Annotated in this window: 21 protein-coding genes, 3 tRNA genes and 1 pseudogene; 9 read left to right on the top strand and 16 right to left on the bottom strand. The window is 67.2% G+C overall.

Annotated features, from left to right (window positions below; genetic code table 11):
- Positions 1 to 203: 203 nt before the first annotated feature.
- Positions 204 to 1,424 (bottom strand): MFS transporter, encoded by a 1,221-nt coding sequence (locus tag CFB89_RS07455; protein ID WP_089467332.1) that lies wholly within the window; start codon positions 1,422 to 1,424, stop codon positions 204 to 206.
- 279 nt (positions 1,425 to 1,703) lie between these two features.
- On the opposite strand from CFB89_RS07455, the gene CFB89_RS07460 reads away from it, so the two are divergent.
- The 3 genes from CFB89_RS07460 to CFB89_RS07470 all read left to right on the top strand — a co-directional run bounded on the left by CFB89_RS07460 (position 1,704) and on the right by CFB89_RS07470 (position 4,762).
- Entirely contained in the window at positions 1,704 to 2,246 is a 543-nt protein-coding gene (locus CFB89_RS07460) for a GNAT family N-acetyltransferase (protein ID WP_089467940.1), read from the top strand.
- Positions 2,247 to 2,371: 125 nt separating this feature from the next.
- Positions 2,372 to 2,998, top strand: a complete 627-nt coding sequence (locus tag CFB89_RS07465) for a ParB-like protein (protein ID WP_089467333.1) — start codon at positions 2,372 to 2,374, stop codon at positions 2,996 to 2,998.
- A 24-nt stretch (positions 2,999 to 3,022) separates the two neighbouring features.
- Complete coding sequence (locus tag CFB89_RS07470) at positions 3,023 to 4,762, top strand: SulP family inorganic anion transporter (RefSeq protein WP_089467334.1); 1,740 nt, start codon at positions 3,023 to 3,025, stop codon at positions 4,760 to 4,762.
- A 22-nt stretch (positions 4,763 to 4,784) separates the two neighbouring features.
- Here CFB89_RS07470 and CFB89_RS07475 read toward each other — a convergent pair whose 3' ends face one another.
- From CFB89_RS07475 to CFB89_RS07515, 9 genes and pseudogenes are all read right to left on the bottom strand, one after another.
- Positions 4,785 to 5,723, bottom strand: coding sequence for a carbohydrate kinase (locus CFB89_RS07475; protein ID WP_089467941.1), 939 nt, complete (start codon positions 5,721 to 5,723; stop codon positions 4,785 to 4,787).
- A gap of 142 nt (positions 5,724 to 5,865) precedes the next feature.
- Positions 5,866 to 6,810, bottom strand: coding sequence for an ABC transporter substrate-binding protein (locus CFB89_RS07480; RefSeq protein WP_089467335.1), 945 nt, complete (start codon positions 6,808 to 6,810; stop codon positions 5,866 to 5,868).
- An 86-nt stretch (positions 6,811 to 6,896) separates the two neighbouring features.
- Complete coding sequence (locus CFB89_RS07485; protein ID WP_011545296.1) at positions 6,897 to 7,934, bottom strand: ribose ABC transporter permease; 1,038 nt, start codon at positions 7,932 to 7,934, stop codon at positions 6,897 to 6,899.
- Between the two features lie 43 nt (positions 7,935 to 7,977).
- Positions 7,978 to 9,531 carry a sugar ABC transporter ATP-binding protein gene (locus CFB89_RS07490; protein WP_089467336.1) on the bottom strand — a complete coding sequence of 518 codons (1,554 nt, stop codon included), beginning with the start codon at positions 9,529 to 9,531 and terminating at the stop codon, positions 7,978 to 7,980.
- Complete coding sequence (locus CFB89_RS07495) at positions 9,518 to 10,765, bottom strand: ROK family protein (RefSeq protein ID WP_089467942.1); 1,248 nt, start codon at positions 10,763 to 10,765, stop codon at positions 9,518 to 9,520. The genes CFB89_RS07490 and CFB89_RS07495 overlap by 14 nt, the downstream gene beginning before the upstream one ends.
- A gap of 481 nt (positions 10,766 to 11,246) precedes the next feature.
- Positions 11,247 to 11,333 (bottom strand) — tRNA-Leu (locus CFB89_RS07500).
- A 230-nt stretch (positions 11,334 to 11,563) separates the two neighbouring features.
- Positions 11,564 to 11,650, bottom strand: a tRNA-Leu gene (locus CFB89_RS07505).
- 124 nt (positions 11,651 to 11,774) lie between these two features.
- Positions 11,775 to 12,760: pseudogene (locus CFB89_RS07510) on the bottom strand (aliphatic sulfonate ABC transporter substrate-binding protein).
- A gap of 184 nt (positions 12,761 to 12,944) precedes the next feature.
- Positions 12,945 to 13,031, bottom strand: a tRNA-Leu gene (locus tag CFB89_RS07515).
- 250 nt (positions 13,032 to 13,281) lie between these two features.
- On the opposite strand from CFB89_RS07515, the gene rnr reads away from it, so the two are divergent.
- The 6 genes from rnr to CFB89_RS07545 all read left to right on the top strand — a co-directional run bounded on the left by rnr (position 13,282) and on the right by CFB89_RS07545 (position 20,501).
- The gene (gene rnr, locus CFB89_RS07520; RefSeq protein ID WP_089467337.1) at positions 13,282 to 15,744 is read left to right on the top strand and encodes a ribonuclease R; all 2,463 of its coding nucleotides are present in this window, start codon (positions 13,282 to 13,284) and stop codon (positions 15,742 to 15,744) included.
- Between the two features lie 148 nt (positions 15,745 to 15,892).
- Positions 15,893 to 16,636, top strand: coding sequence for a 23S rRNA (guanosine(2251)-2'-O)-methyltransferase RlmB (gene rlmB / locus CFB89_RS07525; protein WP_089467338.1), 744 nt, complete (start codon positions 15,893 to 15,895; stop codon positions 16,634 to 16,636).
- A 115-nt stretch (positions 16,637 to 16,751) separates the two neighbouring features.
- Positions 16,752 to 17,624: an N-acetylmuramoyl-L-alanine amidase gene (locus tag CFB89_RS07530; protein WP_089467339.1), complete on the top strand. Its 873-nt coding sequence runs from the start codon at positions 16,752 to 16,754 to the stop codon at positions 17,622 to 17,624.
- A 94-nt stretch (positions 17,625 to 17,718) separates the two neighbouring features.
- Positions 17,719 to 18,414 carry a ribose-5-phosphate isomerase RpiA gene (rpiA, locus tag CFB89_RS07535; protein ID WP_089467340.1) on the top strand — a complete coding sequence of 232 codons (696 nt, stop codon included), beginning with the start codon at positions 17,719 to 17,721 and terminating at the stop codon, positions 18,412 to 18,414.
- A 282-nt stretch (positions 18,415 to 18,696) separates the two neighbouring features.
- Positions 18,697 to 19,413 (top strand): FadR/GntR family transcriptional regulator, encoded by a 717-nt coding sequence (locus tag CFB89_RS07540; RefSeq protein ID WP_089467341.1) that lies wholly within the window; start codon positions 18,697 to 18,699, stop codon positions 19,411 to 19,413.
- 101 nt (positions 19,414 to 19,514) lie between these two features.
- Positions 19,515 to 20,501: a Gfo/Idh/MocA family protein gene (locus CFB89_RS07545; protein ID WP_089467342.1), complete on the top strand. Its 987-nt coding sequence runs from the start codon at positions 19,515 to 19,517 to the stop codon at positions 20,499 to 20,501.
- Positions 20,502 to 20,562: 61 nt separating this feature from the next.
- Here the strand turns inward: CFB89_RS07545 and CFB89_RS07550 are convergent, their stop codons facing one another.
- The 6 genes from CFB89_RS07550 to CFB89_RS07575 form a co-directional block, all read right to left on the bottom strand.
- Positions 20,563 to 21,255 (bottom strand): amino acid ABC transporter permease, encoded by a 693-nt coding sequence (locus tag CFB89_RS07550; protein WP_006484207.1) that lies wholly within the window; start codon positions 21,253 to 21,255, stop codon positions 20,563 to 20,565.
- Between the two features lie 122 nt (positions 21,256 to 21,377).
- The gene (locus CFB89_RS07555; RefSeq protein WP_089467343.1) at positions 21,378 to 22,172 is read right to left on the bottom strand and encodes a cystine ABC transporter substrate-binding protein; all 795 of its coding nucleotides are present in this window, start codon (positions 22,170 to 22,172) and stop codon (positions 21,378 to 21,380) included.
- 99 nt (positions 22,173 to 22,271) lie between these two features.
- Positions 22,272 to 23,309, bottom strand: coding sequence for a quinone-dependent dihydroorotate dehydrogenase (locus CFB89_RS07560; RefSeq protein ID WP_089467344.1), 1,038 nt, complete (start codon positions 23,307 to 23,309; stop codon positions 22,272 to 22,274).
- 98 nt (positions 23,310 to 23,407) lie between these two features.
- The gene (locus CFB89_RS07565) at positions 23,408 to 24,238 is read right to left on the bottom strand and encodes an arginyltransferase (protein WP_069621413.1); all 831 of its coding nucleotides are present in this window, start codon (positions 24,236 to 24,238) and stop codon (positions 23,408 to 23,410) included.
- A gap of 33 nt (positions 24,239 to 24,271) precedes the next feature.
- A complete protein-coding gene (gene aat / locus CFB89_RS07570; protein ID WP_089467345.1) occupies positions 24,272 to 25,036 on the bottom strand; it encodes a leucyl/phenylalanyl-tRNA--protein transferase in 765 nt (254 codons plus the stop codon).
- 9 nt (positions 25,037 to 25,045) lie between these two features.
- Entirely contained in the window at positions 25,046 to 25,591 is a 546-nt protein-coding gene (locus CFB89_RS07575) for an NUDIX hydrolase (RefSeq protein ID WP_006476111.1), read from the bottom strand.
- Between the last annotated feature and the right edge of the window lie 13 nt (positions 25,592 to 25,604).

The raw sequence follows: 25,604 nt of genomic DNA on the forward strand, positions 1-25,604 counted from the left end.
ATGCCGGTTTCCCGGCCGCGAACAGGTGATTTGATTATCTGATTCAAACAGTCGTTTTTATTAAGATAAAAAATCGCGGGCGGACCGGGCAAGCGCGGAATCTGGATCAATTCCTCTAGTTCGATGTGCAGGTGCGGAAAGCGCGGCACCCGCGCCCGACGGGGCGGGGCGCGCGCGATGACGCGGTGCCGCAACGTGCGGGTTCACCCGGCGGTGGTACGCGTATTGACCGATTGCGTCATGTCGATGCCGCGCCGTTCGCGGCTGAACAGGATCAGCACGGCGATCGCGACGGCGACGATGCCGGCCACGAGTGCGAGCGCGAAGCTGTAGTTGTTACCGTTCGACACGGCGAGCGACGCCTGTATCGTCGCGTTGCCCGACGCGAGCAGGTTGCCGAGCTGGTAGACGACGCCGGGAAAGGTCGCGCGGATCTCGTCGGGCGAGATCTCGTTCAGGTGAACCGGTATCACGCCCCACGCGCCCTGTACCGAGATCTGCATCAGGAACGCGCCGGCGGCGAGTGCGACCGGGCCGCTCGAGAACGCCCACAGCGGCAGCACGGGCAGCGCGATCAGCGCGGCGATGAAGATCGCGCGGCGCCGGCCGATCCGCTCCGAGATCGAACCGAACGACAGGCCGCCGACGATCGCGCCGACGTTCAGCACGATCGTGATCCACGACACGGTATGCGGATCGAAGTGATGCTGTTCGCGCAGGAAGGTCGGATAGAGATCCTGCGTGCCGTGCGAGAAGAAGTTGAACGCGGTCATCAGCACGATCGCGTAGATCGTGAGCTTCCAGTTCTGCTTCAGCGTGGCGCCGAGGCTCGGGCGCGCTCGCTTCTCCATCTGTTTCCAGGCCGGCGATTCGGGCACGTGCGCACGCACGTACAGCACGAGCAGCGCGGGCAGCACGCCGACCATGAACATCCCGCGCCAGCCGATGGTCTGGTAGAACAGGCCGAACACGACCGACGCGAGCAGATAGCCGCTCGGGTAGCCGGCCTGCAGCAGCCCGGACACCAAGCCGCGCGCGTGGGTCGGCACGGTCTCCATCGTCAGCGCGGAGCCGACGCCCCATTCGCCGCCCATCGCGATGCCGAACAGCGCGCGCAGCACGAGCAGCGCGGTCAGGCTCGGCGCGAAACCCGACGCAAGCTCGAGCAGCGAATAGCACGCGATGTTGATCATCAGCGTGGGGCGGCGACCGAAGCGGTCGGCGAGCCGGCCGAAAATCAGCGCGCCGAGCGGGCGCATCGCGAGCGTCAGCGTGAGCGCGAACGCGACGGCGGGGATCGTCGACGCGAATTCCGCGGCGATGTCCTTCAGCACGAAAACCATCAGGAAAAAATCGAATGCGTCGAGCGTCCAGCCCAGGTAGGCGGCGATCGTGACGTTGCGTTGCTCGCGGGTCCAGCTCATGTGCGGGTCTCCTCGTTGGCTTGCGCGCTCGCGATGTGCATGCGGATACCGGCCCGGCGCGCGCGCGGCGCGGGGCACTGATCGAGTGTAGGCTTGCGCGCCGTGCGATGTGGGGCGCGATAACCGCGAATCGGGAATAATCCCTATGAAATGCACTGTTTCGGAAACGGAAACGGAGCCGCGCGAGGTGCGCGACAGGTCTCTGTATCATTCCGGAAGGCTTTTTGTATCAGTTCTGTAATGCGCTCGCTGTGCGTCGCCACCGAATCAGGAGTCCCGATGACCGACCGTTCCGCCGACACGTTGCCCGTGCTCGAAACCGCACGGCTGTGGCTGCGTCCACGCGTGCTGGCCGATCTCGATGCATGCATCGAGATGGATCGCGATCCCGAGGTCACGCGTCACATCGCGGGCCCGTGGCACGACCCCGACGAGCATCGCCGCTTCGTCACGCACCGGATCACGCGCGACTATCCGCCGGGCCTCGGCTACTGGTCGATCTTCGAGAAGGCCGCGCCCGAGGTGTTCATCGGCTGGATCCTGCTGATTCCCGACTACAAGGACGGGTCGCGCGACGTCGAGATCGGCTGGCGGCTCGTGCGTGCGACGTGGGGGCGCGGCATCGCGAGCGAGGCCGCGGCGGCCGTCGTGCGGCACGCGTTCGACACCGTGCGCCTGCCGCGCGTGATCGCCGACATCGCGGAGGCCAACAGCGGCTCGCTGAACGTGGCGCGCAAGCTCGGGATGCGGCGCGTGAGCATCGTGCACGACGGCATGCCATACATTCGGCATCGTCTCGAACGCGACGATCTGCGCGCGTAGCGCGGCGTCGTGCACGCGGCAGATGTCGGATATCGTCGACCGAGCGCGCATCGCGATCACGACGGATTAACGGCGCGCGCATTCAGGAGTATCGTTGCCGGAATTTCGCTACATGGGGTACGACCATGGCACTCGGCAACGACGTTCATCTCATTCCCGTCAGGCTCGACGCGCTGCGTCCGACCCAGATGACGGTCGGCTATCGCGAGGTCAAGGCGAAGCGCAAGCACTGGAAGGTGCTGAACAAGCGCGCCCGCAGGGCCGCGATCGAATCGCACTGGTTCCCGGCCGTCCTCGGCCCCGACGGGCTGCACTACATCACCGATCACCACCATCTCGGCCTCGCGCTGATCGAGGAGGGCGAGTCGCAGGTGAACGCGATGCTGCTGAAGGATCTGTCGTGGCTCGACGACACGATCTTCTGGCGGATGATGGAACACAACCAGTGGGTGCATCCGTTCGGCCCTGACGGCTCGCGGCGCGACTATGCGCATTTGCCGAAGGTGCTGACGGGCCTCGAGGACGATCCGTACCGCAGCCTCGCCGGCGAGTTGCGCACGGCGGGCGGCTACGCGAAGGACGCGACGCCGTTCAGCGAATTCCTGTGGGCCGACTATCTGCGCCAGCACGTGTCGCTCGACCAGATCCGCAAGAACTTCAAGAAGGCGCTCGATGTCGCGCTGCATCGCGCGCACGACCAGGATGCGCGCTATCTGCCCGGATGGTCGGGCGTGATTGCCGTCAAACCCTGACCGGCGCATGGCGCGCACCGCCTCATGACGATCGCTCCGATCCGCCCCGACGCCGGCCCGCAGCATCCGGACCATTTCGCGACGATCGACGCGCCGGCCGTGCCGCGCACGCGGCGCGTCGGCCTCGATGCGCTGGCCGGTCTGTCGATCGCCGGCCTGCTGATTCCGGAGGCAGTCGCGTATGCGGGGCTCGCCAACCTGCCGCCGCAGGCCGGCCTGATCGCACTGCTGTCGGGGCTGGTCGTCTATGCGCTGACGGGCAGCAGCCGCTTCGCGATCGTGTCGTCGACGTCGTCGTCGGCCGCGGTGCTCGCGGCGACCGTGCTCGCCGAATCGGGGATGGCGCTGGCCGCGCAGCTCGCGCTGGCGGCGGCGCTCGTCGCGATGACGGGCGTGCTGTTCATCCTGGCTGGCGTCGCGCGGCTCGGCGGCATGTCGGATTTCGTCGCGCGGCCGGTGCTGCGCGGCTTCACGTTCGGGCTTGCGCTGACGATCGTCATCAAGCAGCTGCCGAAGATTCTCGCGATCTCCGTGCAGCACAGCGATGCGCCGCACGTCGTGCTCGACCTGTTCGCCGGCGCGTCGCACGCGAATCTCGCGAGCGGCGTGCTCGGCGCGACGGCACTCGCGCTGCTGTTCGTGCTCGGCCGCAGCTCGCGCGTGCCGGCGACGCTCGTCGTGATCGTGCTGTCGATCGCGGCGGGTTACGCGATCGACTGGCAGCGGTACGGAATCGCGATCGTCGGCCATATCGACTTCCGGCACGTCGAATTCGGCCTGCCGCATCTCGACCGGAATGCGTGGATGCAGACGGTCGAACTCGCCTTCGCGCTGATGCTGATTCTCTATGCGGAATCGTACGGATCGATCCGCAATTTCGCGCTGAAGCACGGCGATACCGTGTCGCCGAACCGCGACCTCGTCGCGCTCGGCTGCGCGAACCTCGTGTCCGGCTTGTTGCACGGGATGCCGGTCGGCGCCGGTTATTCGGCGACGTCCGCGAACGAGGCGGCCGGCGCACAGTCGCGCGTGGCCGGCCTGTGGGCGGCCGGCGTGGTCGCGCTGATCGTCTGGCTGCTGCTGCCGCAACTTGCGCGCACGCCCGAGCCGGTGCTCGCGGCGATCGTGATCTTCGCGGTCAGCCATTCGCTGCATCCGTCCGTGTTCCGGCCGTACTGGGCCTGGCATCGCGACCGGCTCGTCGTGATCGCGGCGCTGCTCGCGGTGCTCGTGCTCGGCGTGCTGCACGGGCTGCTCGCGGCCATCGGCGTGAGCCTGCTGCTGACGCTGCGCAAGTTGTCGGAGCCGAACGTCAGCGTGCTCGGCCGGCTGCGCGACAGCCACGATTTCGTCGACGTCGCGAGCCATGCCGATGCGAAGCCGGTGCCGGGCGTGCTGATCGTGCGGCCCGAGGCGCAGCTGTTCTTCGCGAACGCGGACCGGATGCTCAATCGCGTGCGGGCGCTGATGAAGGCCGCACCGGACACGCATACCGTGATGCTGAGCCTCGAGGAAACGCCCGATGTCGACGGCACGACGATCGAATCGTTGCGCACGTTCGCGGCCGAATGCGCGGCGCGCGGGCTGCGGCTCGCGCTGGTCCGGCTCAAGGTGCACGCGCTGCATGCGCTGCGCCGTGCGGCGGACGGTACGCTGCACGACGACGCGATGTCGGAACTGAGCGTCGATGAAAGCCTGCAACTGCTGCAGACCGGCAGGCCGCCGAACGGCAGGGACGGCAGCGGCGGCACGAGCGCCGCGTGACGGCGCGGCGCGTCGGCGCCGTCTATTGCGAAGGCGCGGCGCTGGCGGCGGTACGCTCGATCATGTCGGTCACTTCCGCGGCCGTCGGGGCATAGGCGCCTGCGTGTTCACAGGCGACGGCCGCGCACGCGGCCGCGTAGCGCAGATGCTCGGCGTCCGTCGCATCGGGCCGCGCAAGCTGGCTCGCGAGCCAGCCGCCGATGCTCGCATCGCCGCAGCCGACCGTATCGGCCACCTCGGTCGGGAACGCGGGCTGGAACAGCACGGTATCGCGATGCAGCAACTGCATGCCGGCTGCGCCGCGCGTGACGAGCATCGTCGCGTCGGGTGCCCATGCACGCAGTTGCGCGAGCGCGGCCGCTTCGTCGAGTTCGGGAAACAGCCCGCGCAGATCTTCGTCGGATACCTTGATCCAGTCGGCAAGCGCGGTCAGCCGGCGCAGCGTGTCGCGATACGACGGCGCGGCCATCGGCGCGCGGAAGTTCGGATCGAACGAGATTCGCTTGCCGGCGGCGCGCGCGGCCTGCGCGAGCGCGATCAGGCGCGACGCGAGCGGCTCGCGCACGACGCCGAGCGAGCCGACGTGCACGATGTCGGCCGCATCGAACGCGCCTGCCGGCAAGTCGGCCGGATCGAACGCGAGATCGGCGCTGTTTTCGCCGATGAAGAAATAGTCGGGCGGCTGCTTCGACACGACCATCGCGAGCAGTGGCGCGCGGTCGACCTGCCGGATGAAGCGCATGTCGAGCCCTGCATCGGCGCTCTTGCGCATCAGCTCGTCGCCGAAGGTGTCGCGGCTGACCGTACCGGCGAAGGCCGTCGGCACGCCGAGTCGCGCGCCGACGCGCGCGACGTTCCAGCACGAGCCGCCGGCGACGCTGTGCCAGTGCTGGGCGTCGTCGCGGATGAAATCGGTCAGCGCTTCGCCGAAAACGATCAGGCGGGGAAACGTCGTCGTCATGTTGAAACCTTGTGCCGCGGCGTCGCGCGCGGCCGTGCGGCGGTTGATCTGAATCTGAACAGGCGGGCAGTGCGGGCCGTCGCGCGCGGCGACGCGGCCCGGCACCGCCCGGCCTCGCGGGCGGGCGGCGCGATCGCCGCGATCAGCGCGGCGAACTCCAGCCCTTGTAGGTCTTCACGTTGTCGCGCGTGACGAGCGTCGGCTCGATCAGGATCATCGGATTGGCCGGCTTCTGGCCGTTCATGATCCCGTAGCCGACGTTGACGGCCTGCTGCGCCATCGCCCACGGATCCTGGCTCGACGACGCCTGCACGAGCGTGTTCGACTTGAGCGCGACCTCGATGTCCGGCGCGCCGTCGACCGACGTGATCACGATGTTCGGGCGGTTCAGCTGTTTCGCCGCGAGATCGCTGCCGATCGCCTGCGGGTCGTTGATCGTGAACACGCCGTCGAGCTTCGGAAAGCGCGTCAGGTAGCCCTGCATCGCGTTCATCCCGCCTTCGCGCGAGCCCTTGCCGTCCTGGTCGCTCGACAGCAGCTTGATGCCCGGGTTCTTCGCGAGTACGGCCTTGCAGCCGTTCACGCGATCGATCACGGCCGACACCTGCGGGCCGTTCTCGATGATCACGTTGCCCTTGCCGTTCAGCTTCTTCGCGAGGTAGTCGCACGCGAGTTCGCCGGCCTTCACGTTGTTGGTCTGCACGGTCGCGTTCGCGCCGGCCGCGGCGACGTCCACCGCGACGACCGTGATGCCGGCCGCCTGCGCCTTCTTCACCGCTGGCTCGATCGCCTTGGGGTCGGTCGCGTTGAGCAGGATCATGTCGACGTGCGCGGAGATGAAGTTGTCGATCTGCGTGAATTGCTTGTTCAGGTCGTAGTCGGCCGATACGGCCGTGACCTTCGCATTCGGGTTGAGCTGCTTCGCGCGCGCTTCGGCGCCTTTCACGATCGTGACGAAGTACGGATTGCCGAGCGACCCGACCGTGACGCCGATCGATTTCAGCGGCTTGTCGGCTGCGTGGGCGGCGGCGGCGCCGAAGGCGAGTGCGCAGGCGACGGCGGTCAGGGCGGCGGTGTGCTTGAACATGTCGTTGTGTCTCCGAGAGGTCTGTTGGTGAACGCGCGCAGGAGGACCTGCCTGCGCGCCGATGGTTGAACGATGAGGGAAGGGAGTCAAGTACGGGCCGAGTCGCGCTGGCGATAGCGATCGAGCGCGACCGCGCCGATGATCACCAGCCCCTTGATGATGTACTGCCAGATGTCGGACACGCCGAGCAGCACGAGGCCGTTGGTCAGCACCGCGATGATCAGCGCGCCGATCAGCGTGCCGACGATCGAGCCGACGCCGCCGACGAAGCTCGTGCCGCCGAGGATCACCGCGGCGATCGCGTCGAGTTCGTACGACTGGCCGAGCTGCAGGCCGTTGGCCGCATACAGGCGCGCGGCCGACATCACCGCGCCGAGGCCGGCGAGCAGGCCCGACGCCGCATACACGAACATCTGGATCGCCCGCACGTTGATGCCCGACAGGCGCGCGGCCTCCGGGTTGCCGCCGACCGAATAGATCCGCATCCCGAGCACCGTGCGGCGCAGGATGAACCACGAGATCGCGATCACCGCGCACGCGATCACGACGAGCCACGGCACGCCGAGGATCGAGCCGTTGCCGATGAACGCGAACGGCAGTTGCGGGTTGAACACGGTCGTGTCGTTGCCGATCAGGCGCGCGACGCCGCGCACGGCCGTCATCGCGCCGAGCGTGACGATGAACGGCGGCAGGCGCAGGAACGAGATCAGCCCGCCGTTGATCGCGCCGAACACGAGGCCGACGACGAGCGCGAACGGCACGCCGAGCCAGCCCCAGCCGGGAATGGTCGACGCGATCAGCGCCGCGACCGCCGCGGCGGCGAGCACCGAGCCGACCGACAGGTCGATGCCGCCGGTCAGGATCACGAAGGTCATGCCGGCGGCGAGCACGATGTTGATCGACGCCTGCTGCGTGACGATCGACAGGTTCTGCAGCGTGAAGAAGCCGTCGGTCAGGAAGCCGAAACCGACGCACAGGACCAGCAGCACCGGCAGCATGCCGGCCGTGCGGATCAGCGATTGCATGCGGGCGCGATGATCGGCGCCGCGCATCAGGGGCGTGCGGTTGGCGACCGGGTGGGCGGTCGCGGAAGCGAGGTTCCGCTGCTTGGTCGGGTTGATCATTTCGGTAGCCTGAATGTGAGAGTGAAATGAAAAGGGGCGGCGCTCAGTGCGCGTCGGCCAGTTCGGCCTGCGAGCCGGTGGCGAGCGCGATGATCGCTTCCTGCGTGATCGGCGTATGTGTGTGGCCGCCGAGTTCGCCGGCGATCTCGCCTTCGCGCATCACGAGCACGCGGTCGGCGACGCCGATGATTTCCGGCAGTTCGCTCGAGATCACGATCACGCCCACGCCGGCACGGGCCAGTTCGTTGATGATCCGGTAGATCTCGGATTTCGCGCCGATGTCGACGCCGCGGGTCGGTTCGTCGAGGATCAGTACGCGCGGCTTCGTCTCGAGCAGGCGCGACAGCAGCACTTTCTGCTGGTTGCCGCCCGACAGCGCGCCGACGTTGACGTTCGCGTGCGGGACGCGGATCGACAGCGATGCGATGGCGTCGCGCGCGCGTTCGGCGCCGCGCGCGAGGTCGAGCGCACCGAGCCGCACATCGCGGTTGCACACCGAGATGTTGATGTTGTCGCGCACGCTCATGTCGAGGAACAGGCCCTGGCGCTTGCGGTCCTCGGTCAGGTAGACGAGCCCCGCGTCGATCGCGTCGCGCGGCGAGTGCGCGCCGAACGTACGCTCGCCCAGCTTCACGTCGCCGCGCGCGCGCGGCTCGGCCCCGAAGATCAGCCGCGCGAGCTCGGTGCGGCCCGCGCCGACGAGCCCCGCGATGCCGAGCACCTCGCCGGCGTGCAGGTCGAGGCTGCAGCCACGCACGCGCGCGTCGTCGGCGATGTCGCGGACCGACAGCAGCAGGTGGCCGGGGTCGTACGGCGCGTGCTCCTTCTTGTAGAAGCCGGAGATGTCGCGGCCGACCATCATCGCGACGAGCCGCTCGGCCGACAGCGCTTCGCGCTCCAGCGTGCCGACGTAGGTGCCGTCGCGCAGCACCGACACGCGATCGGACAGTTCGTAGATCTCCGCCATCCGATGGCTGATGTAGATGATCGCGAGACCTTCCTCGCGCAACTGACGGATCAGGCTGAACAGATGCTCGGTTTCGCGCGACGACAGCGGCGTGGTCGGTTCGTCCATCACGAGGATGCGGGCGCGGGTGTGCACGGCGCGTGCGATTTCGACGAGCTGCTGCTCGGCGATCGATAGCGTGTCGACGAGCGTGTCGGGGCCGAACGGGGCGCCCAGGCGCGCGAGCACGTCCTGGCAGCCGCGCGCCATCGCCGCGCGATCGATCGTGCCCCAGCGCCGGTTGCCGCGGCGCAGTTCGCGGCCAATGTAGATGTTTTCCGCGACGGTCAGGTTCGGCGACAGGCACAGCTCCTGGTAGATCACCGCGACGCCGGCATCGCGCGCGGCGAGCGGGCCGTCGATGTCGATGCGTTGGCCGTCGATCAGGATCTCGCCGCCGGCGTCGGCGCGGTAGGCGCCCGACAGGATCTTCATCAGCGTCGATTTGCCCGCGCCGTTCTCGCCCATCAGCGAATGGATCTCGCCGGGATAGACGGTGAGGCTGACGTTGTCGAGCGCGCGCACGGCCGGGAACGTCTTGCTGATTCCGCGCATCTCGAGCAGCGGGCGGGGCGACTCAGAACGCGACATGGTGGACCTCCTGCAAATCGGTGCGGGCGCCCTTGAGGATGCCGGCCCGCGGAGAGAAGTTGAAAAACATCGGCAGCGTGGCGGCGCCGATCGCGCCGGCGTCGGCGCCGAACGTGCCGCGCACGAGTACCGGCGTGCCGCGCGCCTCGGGCGCGGTGGCCACCAGCGCCGCGCGCAGGCGGGTCGTGACCGCGTCGAGCAGGCCCGCGTCGGTGTCGGCGTCGAGCACGACCACCGGCGCGTCGATCACGCACAGCACCGCGCGCAACGCCGGCGCGAGCGCGTCGACGCAGTCGTCGATCCATTCGTCGACGGCCGGCAGGCCGCGGGCGATGCAGGCTTCGAGATCGGCGCGATTCTCGACCGTCTCGCCGTGATGGCGCAGGTGGCGCACAAGCGCATGCAGCGATGCGCGCGCGAGCAGGATGTCGCACTGGCCGCGCGGCGGCGGCGCGGACGCCAGCCGGCTCGGCGGCACCGGGATCACCGCGATGTCGCCGGCATTGCCGGTCACGCCGCGCAGGCAGTCGCCGTCGATCGCGATTCCGCCGCCGATCGCCGGCCCGATGAACAGGTAGACGAAGTCGTCGCACTGCCGGCCGTACCCGTAGAACAGTTCGGCGATCGCGGCCGCGTTGCCGTCGTTTTCGCCGAATACGGGCAGCGACAGCGTGCGGCCGAGATCGGCCGCGAAATCGACGTCTTCCCACGCGCGGAACGTGTCGGGCGCGAGACCGAGCTCGCGCATCCACGCACCGAGGTTGTACGGCTGCGCGACGCCGACGCCGGTCAGGCGCGCGCGTTCATGGTCGGGGAGCAGGGCCTGCATCGCGTCGATGTCGTGACGCACGATCTCGAGCACGTCGGCCGGTGCGGGGAGCAGCGTGTCGTGCGAGCGGCGGCCGAGCACGTCGCCCGCGAAGTTGACGAGCGCCGTCTCGATGCGCATCCGGTCGAGATGGACGCCGATGCCGAACGCGCCGCGCGGATCGAGGCGGATCAGCGACGCGGGCTGGCCGCGTTGGCCTTCGGTGCGGCCAGCGAATTCGATCAGCTTCGCGTCGGCGAGGGACGCGATGATGCTGCCGACCGCCGTCCCCGTCATGCTCGCGAGACGGGCGAGGTCGGCCTTCGACGCGCTGCCGGCGCGGCGCAGCGTCTTCAGCAGCAGGCGCTCGTTGTAACGGCGCACGTTGGCCGAATTGCTTCCCTGGCCGAAGTGCGGGCTTCTCATGGCGTCTCCTTCCATGTCGCACCGCTCGGCGGCGCATTAAATAAATCACGTTGATTTATTTAACCGCGTGAGCGGCGGCCTGTCAGCCTAGGGAAATCCCGGTTTTTTGTTCTGCGACGGACGTTTCATGCCGCAGCGAAGTGAAGGGGCGCGATGCGGTCGCTAAACGGATTGGCGGTGTGCGGCGGCTGAAGTGGGGCGGGTACGGGTGTGGCAGGACGATATGCGTTGCGTCCGCGATGCGGAAATTCCGTCAACGCACCCGATTCTGCGAGGGGGCTGGAAATGAAAAAAGGCCGGCATAAAGCCGACCTTTCAAAAACAGATGGTGCCCAGGAGAGGACTCGGTCACACAAGCGCGACCCCGGCTGCGCTTGCAAGCGCAGCCTTTCGAGTCCTCGCGCAAAGCGCGCAGGGGCTTTGCTTCCTGGGCTCGAAATGAAAAAAGGTCAGCTTTCGCCGACCTTTTTTATAAATCGAGTGGTGCCCAGGAGAGGACTCGAACCTCCACGATGTTACCACCGCTAGGACCTGAACCTAGTGCGTCTACCAATTCCGCCACCTGGGCACGTTTTGCAGTAGCTGCTTGCTGCAAAGAAGCGAAATTATAGCGTGTCTTTCGGGGCTGTCAACACTATTTGAGTGTCGCAAGCGAAAATAGTTGAGTGGGTCGGGCAGGGCGATCGATGTGCCGATCGGTTTGCGGCGACGCGAATCATCGATGTCGGTGCGTGTACCGTGCAGTCCGGGGCTGGAAATGAAAAAAGGCCGGCATAAAGCCGACCTTTTCAAAACAGATGGTGCCCAGGAGAGGACTCGAACCTCCACGGTGTTGCCACCGCTAGGACCTGAACCTAGTGCGTCTACCAATTCCGCCACCTGGGCACGTTTCGCTTCTTGCTGCGATGCGAAGACCGCTATTTTAGCGTGTCGGCAGAGTCTGTCAACACAATTTCATCCGGCGCGGTAAAAATAGGGCGCGCGTTGCGTAGCGGGCCGTAGCCGACCGTCACGCGCCGACCGGCTCCGCGCGCCTCGTCGTGAAATTCCAGCGCTGTGCCTGGCTGGTATCGACGCGGGCGGGCAGTAGCCCGGCCGCAAGGAACGTGTCCGTGATCTTCTGCTGTTGGCCAAAGTTCCGCGCGACCACCGCACGCACGAGATAGCTGCTTCGCGCGTTCGCGCGCTCGATGGTCTTCGCGTCGAGTCCCCAGATTGGCGCGAGGGTGGCGGCGGCCTCCTGCTGATGCTCGTGCAGCCATGTGCCCGCCTGCGACAACTGATCGAATACGATCTGGACGACGTCGGATCGCGCGGCGGCGAAGCTGCTCGATGCGAGGTGCTAGTGCCGGTACGACGCGAGTCCGGTGCCGTCGGCCAGAATCCGTACGTCGGGATTCCGGTCGACCGACGCGACATAGGGATCCCACGTGATCCATGCGTCCGCACTGCCGCGTTCGAATGCGGCGCGGCCGTCGGGTGTCAGGTAATGAAGCGCCACGTCGGCGGGCGCGAGCTTCGCGCGGGCGAGCGCCGCAGGCAGCAGGTAGTGGCTGCCGGCCGCCTTCGTGACCGCGATGCGCCGGCCGTTGAGATCGGCGAGCGTGCGTAGCGCGCTGTCCTGCTTGACGACGATCGCCGCGCCTCCGGCGAAGGCGCCTCCTGCGCGACGTACACGAAACGCGCATGCGCGGCCTGCGCGAAGACAGGGACCGTATCGGCCACGTCCGCACTGAAGTCGATGGCGCCGACGTTGAGCGCTTCGGTCAGCGGCAATCCGCTCGCGAATTCATGCCATGACACGCGCAGGCCGGGCGGCGTCAGCGCCTGCGCGAGCGTGCCGCGCGTCTTGAGCAGCGTGATCGGCGTCGACGACTTCTGATACCCGATGCGCGGCGTGGCCGGTGCGTTCTCGGCGTGCGCGCGAACACCGGCGGCAGCGCGGCCCGCGGCCAGCATCGCGTGTGCGAATGCGCGGCGGTTCATCGACGTCATGGAGGGGCGCCTCGTTGGATGCGTCGAAAGCGAGGCGGCCAACGTAACAACGGGGAGGGCGATTGATAACCGATTCATTCTGCTATCGATCTAAGCGGCCGACATAAAGGCCGAAGACGGACACTCGCGATGCCAGCGCCGAAATGAAAAAAGGCCGGCATAAAGCCGACCTTTTCAAAACAGATGGTGCCCAGGAGAGGACTCGAACCTCCACGATGTTGCCACCGCTAGGACCTGAACCTAGTGCGTCTACCAATTCCGCCACCTGGGCACGTTTTGCAGTAGCTGCTTGCTGCAAAGAAGCGAAATTATAGCGCCCCAATTATGCCTGTCAACACTTTTTTGCGATGCATCGCAAACCGGCTGCCGCCGCGCGTGCCGGCGGCATTCCCGTCATTTGGCGACACAAGGCGGGTGATAGAATGACCCGCCGCCGTCAATATAGAACTGTCTGACGGACACCTCTATGTTGATGCCGTGCACCATCGGTCAACGCAACGAGAACAATCATCGACAAACCCTTGAGCAAATATCCGTACCCCATTCCGAGCCGTGAAGAGATTCTCGGCGTGCTGCGTACGAGCGACGCGCCGCTGGCCGCCAACGACATCGCCGAAGCCCTGTCGATCAAGCGGCAGGAGCGCGAGGGGTTCTTCCGGCGTGTCGCCGCGATGGAGCGCGACGGCCAGATCCGCCTCGACAAGCGCGGCCACTATCAGTTGACCCATCCGTCGAATTTCGTCGCGGGACGCGTGCAGGGGCATCGCGACGGCTACGGGTTCGTGATCCGCGACGACGGCCAGGACGACCTGTTCTTGCCGAACGGCGAAATGCAGAAGGTGATGCACAACGACCGCGTCCTCGCGCGGATCGTCGGCTACGATCGCCGCGGCCGTCCCGAAGGGCATGTCGTCGAAGTCACCGAGCGCGCGAACAAGCGCGTGATCGGCCGCCTGCTGAACGAGAACGGCGCGTTGATCGTCGCGCCGGAAGACAAGCGCATCGGCCACGACATCCTGATCACGCAGAACGTGAAGAAGGCGAAGGTCGGGCAGGTCGTCGTCGTCGAGCTGACCGATTTCCCGAGCCGCCATTCGCAGCCGCTCGGCCGTGTCGTCGAAGTGCTCGGCGATATCGACGATCCGGGCATGGAAATCGAAATCGCGGTGCGCAAGTACGGCGTGCCGCACGAATTCAGCCAGCCGGCGCTCGACGAGGCCGCCGCGCTGCCCGACAAGGTGCGGCCGGCCGACCTGCGTTTCCGCGTCGACCTGCGCGACGTGCCGCTCGTGACGATCGACGGCGAGGACGCCCGCGACTTCGACGATGCCGTCTACTGCGAGCCGGTCAAGGTCGGCCGCGGCGACGGCTTCCGGCTGATCGTCGCGATCGCCGACGTGTCGCACTACGTGCAGCCGGGCAGCGGGCTCGACGCCGACGCGCTCGAGCGCAGTACGTCGGTCTACTTCCCGCGCCGCGTGATCCCGATGCTGCCGGAGAAGCTGTCGAACGGCCTCTGTTCGCTGAACCCGCAGGTCGACCGCTGCGTGCTTGCGTGCGACATGGTGATCACCGCGCGCGGCGAGATCAAGGCATACCAGTTCTATCCGGCGGTGATCCATTCGGCGGCGCGCCTGACGTACACCGAAGTCGCGGCCGTGCTGTCGAACACGAAGGGGCCGGAGGCCGCGCGCCGCGCCGACCTGCTGCCGCACCTGCAGGATCTGTACGGCGTCTACAAGTCGCTGTTCGCCGCCCGCCAAAAGCGCGGCGCGATCGACTTCGACACGACCGAGACCTACATCGTCTGCAACTCGCAGGGCAAGATCGAGCAGATCGTGCCGCGTCAGCGCAACGACGCGCACAAGCTGATCGAGGAATGCATGTTGGCCGCGAACGTCTGCGCGGCCGATTTCCTGAAGCGCAACAAGCATCCGGGCCTGTACCGCGTGCACGCGGGGCCGACGCCGGAGAAGCTCGAGAACCTGCGCGCGTTCCTGCGCGGGATGGGCCTGTCGCTCGGCGGCGGCGACAAGCCGCATGCGAGCGACTACGCGGCGCTGATGGCGCAGATCCGCGACCGGCCGGACGCGCAGATGCTGCAGCCGATGCTGCTGCGCTCGATGCAGCAGGCGGTCTACAGCCCGGACAACATCGGCCACTTCGGTCTCGCATACGAGGCGTACGCGCACTTCACGAGCCCGATCCGCCGCTATCCGGACCTGCTCACGCACCGCGCGATCTACGCGATCCTGTCGGGCAAGAAATACACGCCGAAGGCGCCGGAAGGCTTCGAGCTGAATACCGCGCTGTCGCCGCGCGCCCGCGCGATGCAGCAGGCCGACGATGAAGCGCGCGGCCGTTCGCGTTCGAACACGGCGATCTGGGAAGAGCTCGGCCTGCACTGCTCGGCGAACGAGCGTCGCGCGGACGAGGCGTCGCGTGACGTCGAAGCGTGGCTCAAGTGCTACTTCATGCGCGACAAGCTCGGCGAGGAGTACGGCGGGATGGTGAACGGCGTGACGTCGTTCGGCATCTTCGTGCAGCTCGACACGCTGTTCATCGAAGGGCTCGTGCACGTGACGGAGCTCGGCTCGGACTACTTCCAGTACGACGAGATCAAGAACGAGCTGCGCGGCGAACGCACGGGCATCCGCTATCGCCTGTCGGATCGCGTGCGCGTGCAGGTGAGCCGCGTCGATCTCGATGCGCGCAAGATCGATTTCCGCCTCGTGCGCGATACGCCGGTGAAGGCGCCGCGTCCGTCGCCCGCGCCGGCTGCCGGCGGCGATCGCAACGGCAGCGGCCCGCGCGTGCGTGCGCTGCCGCCGGTCGAGGAAGCCGCGCCGCGTCGCAAGACGGCCGCGAGCGCGCCGAGCGTCGCGGTGAAGGAAGCGCGCGCCGCGCGTGGCGCCGCGAAGAAGAAGGGCGGCGGCGGTGGCGGCGCACCCGCGAAGAAGGCCCGCGCCCGCAAGAAGTATTGAGCGTTCGGGGCGGCCTACGCACACGCCCTGCAGTATCGAGAGACGCCGCGTCACCGGTCATCGGCCGGGCACGCGGCGCTTTCCTTTTCCATGGATCGCGGCTGCGCATGTCGCGCGGCCGCACGTTTGATCGAAGGTTGTTCCAGTCATGTCACGTCTGAAGGTTCTTTACGGTTTTCATGCGGTGACCGCACGTTTGCGGCACGATGCATCGACGGTGGCGGAGGTGCTGTACGACCAGACGCGCCGCGACCGCCGCATGCAGGACTTCCTGCACACCGCGAAGGAAGCGGGCGTGCGGCTGATCGCGGCCGACGAAACGCGCCTGTGGGGCCTCGCACATACCGAGCGCCACCAGGGCGTCGTCGCGCGCGTCGAGGACATGCCGCTCGCGCAGAACCTGTCCGAGCTGCTCGACGGCATCAACGGGCCCGCGCTGCTGCTCGTGCTCGATGGCGTCACCGATCCGCACAACCTCGGCGCGTGCCTGCGGGTCGCCGATTCGGCCGGCGCGCATGCGGTGATCGCCCCGCGCGACCGCGCGGTCGGCCTGAACGCGACCGCGGCCAAGGTGGCGAGCGGGGCGGCCGATACGGTGCCGTACATCACGGTGACGAACCTCGCCCGCGCGCTGCGCGAGCTGAAGGAAGCCGGCGTGTGGATCATCGGCACGTCGGACGAGGCATCGGCGACGCTCTACGAGACGAAGCTCGACGGCCCCGTCGCGCTCGTGATGGGCGCGGAAGGCGAAGGCATGCGCCGGCTCACGCGCGACACCTGCGACGAAGTGATGAGCATCCCGATGGCCGGCAGCGTGGAAAGCCTGAACGTGTCGGTCGCCAGCGGCGTGTGCCTGTACGAAGCCGTGCGCCAGCGGCGCGTGAAGGGCTGAGCCCGCGGCTGCCCTCGGCACCGCCCGTCCCGCGCGCGATGCGCGGGCGTCGAATGACCCGAACGACGCGTGCCGCGATGCAATGCGGCATGCGGCTCTCCGGAACCCGCGACCGATGACCCTGTTTCGTGTTGGTGTCTCCTGCGCCGTGCTCGGCCTGCTGGCGGCCTGCACGTCGTCGTCGCTCGTAGAACGCGGCACCTACTATGCCGACACGAGCCTGCATGCGCGCGGCGCCGATTCGCGGATCCGCTTTCTCGTGATGCATTACACCGAAAGCGACGAGACGAAATCGCTGCGCACGCTGACCGGCGAATCGGTCAGCGTGCATTACGTCATCCCGCCGCAGCCACGCATCGAGCGCGGGATGCCCGTCGTCTACCAGCTCGTTCCGGAAGCGCAGCGCGCGTGGCACGCGGGCGTCAGCGAGTGGCAGGGCACGACCGAGCTGAACGCGGTGTCGATCGGCATCGAGAACGTGAACCGCGGCCCGCTCGACGCGCAGCAGCGCACCTGGCAGCCGTATCCGCCCGAACAGGTCGACGCGCTGATCCGCCTGTCGAAGGACATCGTCGCCCGCTACGGGATTCCGCCGACGCGCGTGGTCGGGCACAGCGACATCGCCCCGCAACGCAAGATCGATCCCGGCCCGCTGTTTCCGTGGCATGCGCTCGCGCAAGCCGGCGTCGGTGCATGGCCGGACGACGCGACCGTCGTCGCGCGGCTCGGCGGCCGCGACCCGCACGCGCCGGTCGACGTGCGCGAGCTGCAGCTCAAGCTTGCGCGCTACGGCTACGACGTGCCGACCGACGGCGTGCTCGACGCGCGCACGCGGCGCGTGTTCGCGGCGTTTCAGATGCATTTCCGGCCGTCCGACTACGCGGGCAATCCGGACGCGGAAAGCGACGCGATCGCCCAGGCGCTGCTCGACAAGTACTTCCCCGGCACGCCGGCGACGGACCCCGCACCGGCGGCCGACACGCGCTGAATACGTGGCGCGTATCGCACGCCGAAAAACGCGGGGGCGTCGGCCGACTCCGGTAAACTGGCGGCTTTTCGCCATTCCGCAGCATTACCACACCATGACTCAAGACGAACTCAAACGCCTCGTCGGCCAGGCCGCCGCCGATTACGTGATCCAGAACGTGCCGGAAGGCGCCGTGATCGGTGTCGGCACCGGCTCGACCGCCAACTGCTTCATCGACGCGCTCGCCGCCGTCAAAGCGCGCTATCGCGGCGCCGTGTCGAGCTCGGTCGCCACGACCGAACGCCTGAAATCGCACGGCATCAAGGTGTTCGACCTGAACGAGATCGAGTCGCTTCAGGTGTACGTCGACGGCGCCGACGAGATCGACGCCGGCGGCGCGATGATCAAGGGCGGCGGCGGCGCGCTGACGCGCGAGAAGATCGTCGCGTCGGTGGCCGACACGTTCGTCTGCATCGCCGACGCCAGCAAGCGCGTGCCGGTGCTCGGCGCGTTCCCGCTGCCGATCGAGGTCGTGCCGATGGCGCGCACGGCGATCGGCCGGCGCGTGACCGCGCTCGGCGGCGTGCCCGTGCTGCGCGTGACGAAGGACGGCGCGCCCTACATCACCGACAACGGCAACGAGATCATCGACGTGAAGGGCCTGCAGATCGCCGATCCACGCGGTTTCGAAGCGCAGGTGAACGCATGGCCGGGCGTCGTGACGGTTGGCCTGTTCGCCGAACGCGGCGCGAATCTGTGCTTGCTCGGCACGGAAAACGGCGTTGAAACCATCGTTTATCCGGCTGGCTGAAACTGAATGAGAAGCAGTCCGTAATGGCACGGTATCGGCCGTCATGGATTGGATGGTTAAATCTTGTGGAAACCGGGGTCCGGCAAGCGCGGCGCGCTTCCCGGGCCTTTTTTTTAGCCGTATAAATCACCTCGTTCAGAAGAGGGATAACCCTGTCAGGTGTTTACCAGATAGCGAAATATCGTCGAACTCATCAACTTATAGATCATAAGAACAGAGTAGTAACCAGGGCCGGCGGAACTGCGGAGCAGGTGTTCGCAAATCGACGCACGGGGAGGTGTCATGGAGCAGGGCAAAGACCGGTCACTGGTCGCCAAAGTGATGGATGGGCTTGTCGCGGGTATCGTCGAGGACAAGTACGGCGGCATCTTGCCGCCGCAGGACGTGCTGTCGAAAGAGTTCGACGTGAGCCGCACGGTCATGCGGGAAGCGTTGTCGATGTTGCTTGCGCGCGACATGCTCGACGTGCGTCCGAAAGTCGGAACGCGCGTGCGGCCGATGCGCGACTGGCGGATGATCGACGAAGACGTCGTGAGTTGGCGATTCCGGGCAAAGCCCGATCCGCAGTTCATGCGCGACGTCATCGAATTCCGGATGCTGATCGAACCGCGTGCGACCGCGCAGGCGGCGGTGCGTGCGACGGCGGCCGACATCGCGGGCATTCGCGAAGCGTTCGATGCGTTCAAGGTGCTGCAGCCGGGCGACACCGGCTACGACACGGCGGACGAGTTGCTGCATACGCGGATCGTCCAGGCGAGCGGCAACCAGTTCTTCCAGCAGATGGCGGCGATCGTGCGCGGTGCGGTGCGTCTCGTGAATCCGCGCGTCGTGCAGAAGGAAGGTGCGCACGACATCGCGGTGAAGGCGCATGCGCGCGTCGTCGATGCGATCGAGCGGCGCGACCCGCGCGAAGCCGAAGCGGCGTCGCTCGCGCTGATCGATTTCAGCGCGGACGAGATTTCGCGCGATTTCTCGGTCGACGTGCCGGTGCGCGCCTGACGCCGCGCGTGTCGTTCATCCGTGTGCCGCCGGGCCGTTTATCATGACGGCCGGCCGGCAGCGTGCCGGCAACCGTCATACGACCGACACGGAAGATCAGGATGAACGACAACGACCATCGCCCGGTGCGCTTCGGCATCGTCGGTGCAGGCAGCATTGCGCGCCGCTTCGCGCAAAGCCTCGCGCATGTGCCGGGCGCCACGCTCGCCGGCGTCTGGGCCCGCCGCGCCGACGCAGCGGCCGCCTTCTGCGAGACATACGGCGGCACGCCTGCCGCGCGCCTCGACGCGCTCCTCGCGAGCGACATCGACGCGGTCTACATCGCGACGCTCCATGACAGTCACGCGCAGTACACGCTGGCCGCGCTGGCTGCCGGCAAGGCCGTGCTGTGCGAGAAACCCGCGGCGCTGAACGCCGCGCAACTCGACACGGTGCTGCACGCGGCGCGCGCTGCCGGGCTGCTCTTCATGGAGGCGATGAAGCCGCCATTCTTCCCGCTGTACCGTCAACTGCGTGCGCACCTGCGTGACGATCCGATCGGCGAGATCCGGCTCGTGCGGGCGGGCTGCGCCTCGTCGTCGGTGCCGGACGACCATTCCGTCTATCGGCTCGATCGCGCGGGCGGCGCGCTGCTCGATATCGGCATCTACGAGGCATTTCTCGCCGTCGACTGGCTCGGCGCGGCGCGCGACGTGCAGACGCTCGGCCGCGTCGGCGCGACGGGAGTCGACCTGTTCGCGAGCCTGAACAGCGTGCACGCGAACGGCGGGATCGCGCAGCTCTTTTGCGGGCTCGACGTGATGGGGCGCGGCGACGCGCTGATCGCCGCGGCCGGCGGCCACGTGACGATTCACGAGAAGTGGTGGAACCCCGAGCGTGCGACGATCCGCTATGCGGACGGGCGCACCGTCGAACTCGACGCACCGGCCGCGGGCGGCGGGCTGAACTACGAAACCGCGCATTTCTGCGACCTGTTGCGCGCGGGCGAGACCGAAAGCCCGATCATGACGCACGACCATTCGCGGCAGATGATCGCGATGACCGATGCGGCGCGCGCCGTGCTCGGCGTGCGCTATTCGGGCGAATAGACGGAACAGGCGGGAAGGACAGCGCCCGGCCCGCGAGCGCGGCCCGGCGCAACGGCGCGGCTCAGTGCCGCGACGGCAGCGACAGGCGCTTTTCGTACCAGCGCTGCACCCATTCGAGGATCTGGCACAGGATCCAGTACACGGCCGCGGCGGCGAGATAGAGCGGCAGCGGCTGATAGGTTGCCGCGATCACTTCCTGCGCGCTGCGCAGCAGTTCGGTCACGGTGATCACCGACACGAGCGACGTGTCCTTGATCAGGCTGATCAGGCTGTTCGACAGGCTCGGCACCGCGATGCGCAGCGCCTGCGGGCCGATCACGTAGCGCAGCGTCTGCCCCCACGACAGCCCGAGGCTGTACGCGGCGAGCCACTGGCCGCGCGCGATCCCGTTGATCGCGCCGCGCATGCTTTCCGACATGTAGGCCGCGACGTTCGCGGACAGCGCGATGACGCCGGCCGGCGTCGGGTCGAGCGAGATGCCGAGGCTCGGCAGCCCGTAATAGATGACGAAGATCTGCACGAGCAGCGGCGTGCCGCGCATCAGGCTCACGTACGCGCGCGCCAGCCACGCGAGCGCATTGACCCAGATGCGCTCGAAGCCGTCGAGCGCTTCGCTCTGCCGGATGCCCATCATCGCGAGCACGACGGCGCCAAGCAGGCCGAACACCATCGACAGCACGGCGAACTTGACGGTCAGTACGGCACCTTGGGCGAGCACCGGCAGCGATTGGACGAGCAGGGACGTTGTCGACATGGAATACGAAGCGAATGCGTGCGCGAAAGCGCAATCATAAACCGGACCGATAAAACAAAGGGCGGCATCGTTGCGGATGCCGCCCTTTCCGGCCCGCCGTCAGGCGGGAAATGCAGGCGTGCTTACTTGATCGGTTTCGTCACGTCGATGCCGAACCATTTGTCGGAGATCTTCGTGAACGTGCCGTCGGCCTCGAGTTGCGTCATCGCGTCGTCGATCGCCTTCTGGAACTTCGGGTTGCCCTTCTTGAACGGGATGCCCGACGGGTTCGCCGAACCGACGTTCGCGCCCGGGCGCAGCGGCAGTTGGGAATTCTTCGTCAGGTACGCGAGCATCAGGCGGTCGTTGAGCGCCGCGTCGAGGCGGCCGGCCGAGAGATCGCGCAAGTACTCGGGCGCGCCCGGGTACGTCTTCACGTCGATGCCCGGCACCGATTTCGCCATGTCCATGTAGTTCGTGCCGAGCGCGACGCCGAGCTTCTTGCCCTTCAGATCTTCCAGCGACTTGAACTCGCGCGTGTCGTCCTTGCGCTGGATCAACTGCGCGGACGAGTACGTGTACGCGGGCGAGAAGTCGAGCGTTTCCTTGCGCTTGTCGGTGATGCCGACCTGGTTGGCGATCACGTCGAACTTGCCGGCCTGCAGGCCCGCGATGATGCCGCTCCATTCGGTCGTCACGAATTCGGCCTTCACGCCGAGCTTCGCGGCGACGGCCTTCGCGATGTCGACGTCGAACCCGACGAGTTCGCCTTGCGGGTTCTTCGAGTTGAACGGCGGGAACGTGCCTTCGAGGCCGACGCGCAGCGTGCCGCGTTGTTTGACCTGGTCGAGGAGGTCCGCCGCGTGGGCGGTTGCCGCAGCGAACGACGTGCCGATCACGCCGGCCACCAGCAGCTTCTTCAACAGCGAAAATTTCATCGTGTGTGTCCTTGCCCTGTGCGGCTCAATGATTCTGATCGTGAAGCGAGGATAGCAAAAACGCTATCGATGGCTAAATATAGTTTGCTTATGGCTATATTACGCGGTGCGTTCGCGGGCGATCGCCTTCACGCATTCGGACACGAGCGCCGGGCCGCGATAGATGAAGCCGGTATAGAGCTGGACGAGCGCCGCGCCGGCCGCCAACTTCGCGCGGGCGTCCTCGCCCGAGAAAATGCCGCCGACGCCGATGATCGGCACGTCGTCGCCGACTTCGGCGCGCAGCTTGCGGATCACCTCGTTCGACGCGTCGAACACGGGGCGGCCCGACAGGCCGCCGGCTTCGTCCGCGTGCGGCAGGCCCTGGACGGCCGCGCGCGACAGCGTCGTATTGGTGGCGATCACAGCTTCGATCTTGTGGCGCAGCAGCGTGTCGCCGATTTCCTTCACCTGTTCGTCGTCGAGATCGGGCGCGATCTTCAGCGCGAGCGGCACGAGCTTGCCGTGCAGGTCGGCGAGGCGCTGTTGCTTGTCCTTCAGCGCGGCGAGCAGCGCGTCGAGCTCGCCCGCGCCCTGCAACTGGCGCAGGTTCTTCGTGTTCGGCGACGAGATGTTGATCGTCACGTAGCTCGCGAACGGGTATACGCGCTCCAGGCAGTACAGGTAATCCTCCGCCGCGCGTTCGATCGGCGTGTCGGCGTTCTTGCCGATGTTCAGGCCGAGGATGCCGCGATAGCGGGCGGCCTGCACGTTCTTCACGAACTGGTCGACGCCGTGGTTGTTGAAGCCCATCCGGTTGATCAGCGCTTCGGCCTGCGGCAGCCGGAACATCCGCGGGCGCGGGTTGCCGGGTTGCGGGCGCGGCGTGACCGTGCCGACCTCGATGAAGCCGAAGCCGAGCGCCGCGAGGCCGTCGATGGCCGCGCCATCCTTGTCCAGGCCGGCCGCGAGGCCGACCGGGTTGCGGAACGTGAGCCCCATCACGGTGCGCGGCGCGTCGGGCACGCGGGCCGACAGCGCGCAGGCGAGGCCGGTGCGGCCGGCCGCGCCGAGCGCGCGCAGCGTAAGGTGGTGAGCGTCTTCCGCATCCATTTTGAACAGGGATGCGCGGGCCAGCGGATAGAGGGAACTGAACACGGGAATGGGGCGGACGGCCGAAATGAATGACAACCCGCTATTTTACCGGGAGTTGCGCGGCACGGGCGTGCTTCGCTTCGTAGCCGCCGCGACGCGGGTCAGCCCGAGCCGGAATGCCCGCCCGGCAACGGCGCGCGTGCGAGCGCCGCGTCGACGGGCGGCAGGTCGACCCGTTCCGGGTCGAGCGTCTTCCAGCGGCCGTCGATCAGCCCTTCGAGCGGGTGGAAGTTCGCCTTGTAGGCCATCTTCGGGCTCTCGCGGATCCAGTAGCCGAGGTAGACGTAGGGCAGCCCGAGGCTCTTCGCCTGTTCGATCTGCCACAGGATGTTGTAGGTGCCGTAGCTCGTGTGCCGGTCGTCGGGCTCGAAGAACGTGTAGACCGACGACAGCCCGTCGCCGAGGATGTCGATCATGCTGACCATCCGCAGTTTGCCGGGTTCGCCGCCCGGTGCGTCGAGGTCGCGGAATTCGACGAGGCGCGAGTTGATCCGGCTTTGCAGCAGGAACTGTTCGTACTGGTCGCGGCTGTCGCGATCCATGCCGCCGCCCGCGTGGCGCGCGGACTGGTAGCGCATGTAGAGCGCGTAGTGCTCTTCGTCGTAGTGCAGCGGTGACACCGTCGCGACCAGCGTGCGGTGCCGCTTCCACATCCTGCGCTGCGTGCGCGTCGGCGCGAACTCGCCGACCGGCACGCGCACCGGCACGCAGGCGCGGCAGCCGTCGCAGTACGGACGATACGTGAAGACGCCCGAGCGGCGGAAGCCGGCCTTCACGAGTTCGGTATAGATGTCGGAGTTGATCAGGTGGCTCGGCGTCGCGACTTGCGAGCGTGCGATGCGGCCGTCCAGATAGCTGCACGGATAGGGCGCCGTTGCATAGAATTGCAGCGCCGAAAGCGGTGAAAGCGGCAGCTCAGTCGGATGAGTCATGGGCAGCTCTCGATGCAGGGAAGGAGTGCCGCGCTAGCGCTCGCCCCCGGTGGGCGCCGCCGTTTCGGCGGGGCTCGTCAGCGTGGCGAGCACGCGCTTGTCGAACTGCCACGGGATCGGCGGTTCGGCTGCCGCGCGGCGCACGTGAGCGACAAAGGCCTTGCGTGCGATCTCGCGGCCGCCGAGCGACGCTAGATGCGACGTATTCTGTTGGCAGTCTATCATTTCCAGCCCCTGCTCGCGAAGGTGCGCGATGAGCGCGGCCAGCGCGATTTTCGACGCATCGGTCACGTCCGCATACATCGACTCGCCGAAAAACATCCGGCCGAACGACACGCCATAGAGGCCGCCGACGCGGCGTCCGTCGTGCCACGTCTCGATGCTGTGCGCGTTGCCGGAGCGGTAGAGCGACGTGTAGGCGTCGATGATCTCGGCGGTGATCCAGGTGCCGCGCTGCCCGCGGCGCGGCGCCTGCGCGCACGCGCGCATCACGCCGGGAAAGTCGTGATCGACGCGTACTTCCCAACCCGGTTCGCGCAGGACGCGCTTGAGCGTCTTGCGCAGCGACGGCGATACCTTGAATTCGGCCGGCACGAGGATCATGCGCGGGTCGGGGCTCCACCACAGCACCGGCTGGCCGTCCGAGTACCACGGGAAGATGCCGCGCTGGTAGGCGTCGATGAGGCGCGACGGCAGCAGGTCGGCGCTCGCGGCGAGCAGCCCGGGCGCGCCGGTCGCGGGGCCGAGCGCGCGTTCGATGGACGGAAACGGATCGTCCGGGCCGAGCCAGGGAACCATGGGTAGGGCTCAGCCGTTGCGCAGCGAGCGGAAGATGTCGCCGGTGTGCACGCCGTAGTCGCCGGCGGCGCGATCCGCGAAGAAGAAGCGCAGCGTCTGGCTGACGGTCGGGAACGCGATCTCGTCCCACGGGATGTCGGCTTCGTCGAACAGTTTCACTTCGAGGCTTTCCTCGCCGGCTTCGAAACCCGGATCGGTGAGCCGCGCAAGGTAGAACAGGTGGACCTGGTGCACGTGCGGCACGTTGAGCAGCGTGAACAGGTTCTGCACTTCGACGCGCGCGCCGGCTTCCTCGAGCGTTTCGCGCGCGGCGGCTTCCGCGGTGGTCTCGCCCATTTCCATGAAACCCGCCGGCAGCGTCCAGAATCCGTAGCGCGGTTCGATCGCGCGGCGGCACAGCAGGATCTGGTCGCCCCAGACCGGCACCGTGCCGACGACGTTGCGCGGATTCTGATAGTGGATCGTGCCGCAGTGATCGCAGACGAAGCGCTCGCGGTTGTCGCCAGGCGGAATGCGCGCAAGGACTTCGTGACCGCAGACGGAGCAGAATTTCATGTCGAGTGGAAGG

Origin of the sequence: Burkholderia sp. AU16741, assembly GCF_002223345.1 — a bacterium.
Lineage (GTDB): Bacteria > Pseudomonadota > Gammaproteobacteria > Burkholderiales > Burkholderiaceae > Burkholderia > Burkholderia sola.

Excerpts from the sequence above, each read along its gene's own strand:
- CFB89_RS07455 (WP_089467332.1), bottom strand. The coding sequence starts at position 1,424 with ATGAGCTGGACCCGCGAGCAACGCAACGTCACGATCGCCGCCTACCTG.
- CFB89_RS07460 (WP_089467940.1), top strand. The coding sequence starts at position 1,704 with ATGACCGACCGTTCCGCCGACACGTTGCCCGTGCTCGAAACCGCACGG.
- CFB89_RS07465 (WP_089467333.1), top strand. The coding sequence starts at position 2,372 with ATGGCACTCGGCAACGACGTTCATCTCATTCCCGTCAGGCTCGACGCG.
- CFB89_RS07470 (WP_089467334.1), top strand. The coding sequence starts at position 3,023 with ATGACGATCGCTCCGATCCGCCCCGACGCCGGCCCGCAGCATCCGGAC.
- CFB89_RS07475 (WP_089467941.1), bottom strand. The coding sequence starts at position 5,723 with ATGACGACGACGTTTCCCCGCCTGATCGTTTTCGGCGAAGCGCTGACC.
- CFB89_RS07480 (WP_089467335.1), bottom strand. The coding sequence starts at position 6,810 with ATGTTCAAGCACACCGCCGCCCTGACCGCCGTCGCCTGCGCACTCGCC.
- CFB89_RS07485 (WP_011545296.1), bottom strand. The coding sequence starts at position 7,934 with ATGATCAACCCGACCAAGCAGCGGAACCTCGCTTCCGCGACCGCCCAC.
- CFB89_RS07490 (WP_089467336.1), bottom strand. The coding sequence starts at position 9,531 with ATGTCGCGTTCTGAGTCGCCCCGCCCGCTGCTCGAGATGCGCGGAATC.
- CFB89_RS07495 (WP_089467942.1), bottom strand. The coding sequence starts at position 10,765 with ATGAGAAGCCCGCACTTCGGCCAGGGAAGCAATTCGGCCAACGTGCGC.
- rlmB (WP_089467338.1), top strand. The coding sequence starts at position 15,893 with ATGTCACGTCTGAAGGTTCTTTACGGTTTTCATGCGGTGACCGCACGT.
- CFB89_RS07530 (WP_089467339.1), top strand. The coding sequence starts at position 16,752 with ATGACCCTGTTTCGTGTTGGTGTCTCCTGCGCCGTGCTCGGCCTGCTG.
- rpiA (WP_089467340.1), top strand. The coding sequence starts at position 17,719 with ATGACTCAAGACGAACTCAAACGCCTCGTCGGCCAGGCCGCCGCCGAT.
- CFB89_RS07540 (WP_089467341.1), top strand. The coding sequence starts at position 18,697 with ATGGAGCAGGGCAAAGACCGGTCACTGGTCGCCAAAGTGATGGATGGG.
- CFB89_RS07545 (WP_089467342.1), top strand. The coding sequence starts at position 19,515 with ATGAACGACAACGACCATCGCCCGGTGCGCTTCGGCATCGTCGGTGCA.
- CFB89_RS07550 (WP_006484207.1), bottom strand. The coding sequence starts at position 21,255 with ATGTCGACAACGTCCCTGCTCGTCCAATCGCTGCCGGTGCTCGCCCAA.
- CFB89_RS07555 (WP_089467343.1), bottom strand. The coding sequence starts at position 22,172 with ATGAAATTTTCGCTGTTGAAGAAGCTGCTGGTGGCCGGCGTGATCGGC.
- CFB89_RS07565 (WP_069621413.1), bottom strand. The coding sequence starts at position 24,238 with ATGACTCATCCGACTGAGCTGCCGCTTTCACCGCTTTCGGCGCTGCAA.
- aat (WP_089467345.1), bottom strand. The coding sequence starts at position 25,036 with ATGGTTCCCTGGCTCGGCCCGGACGATCCGTTTCCGTCCATCGAACGC.
- CFB89_RS07575 (WP_006476111.1), bottom strand. The coding sequence starts at position 25,591 with ATGAAATTCTGCTCCGTCTGCGGTCACGAAGTCCTTGCGCGCATTCCG.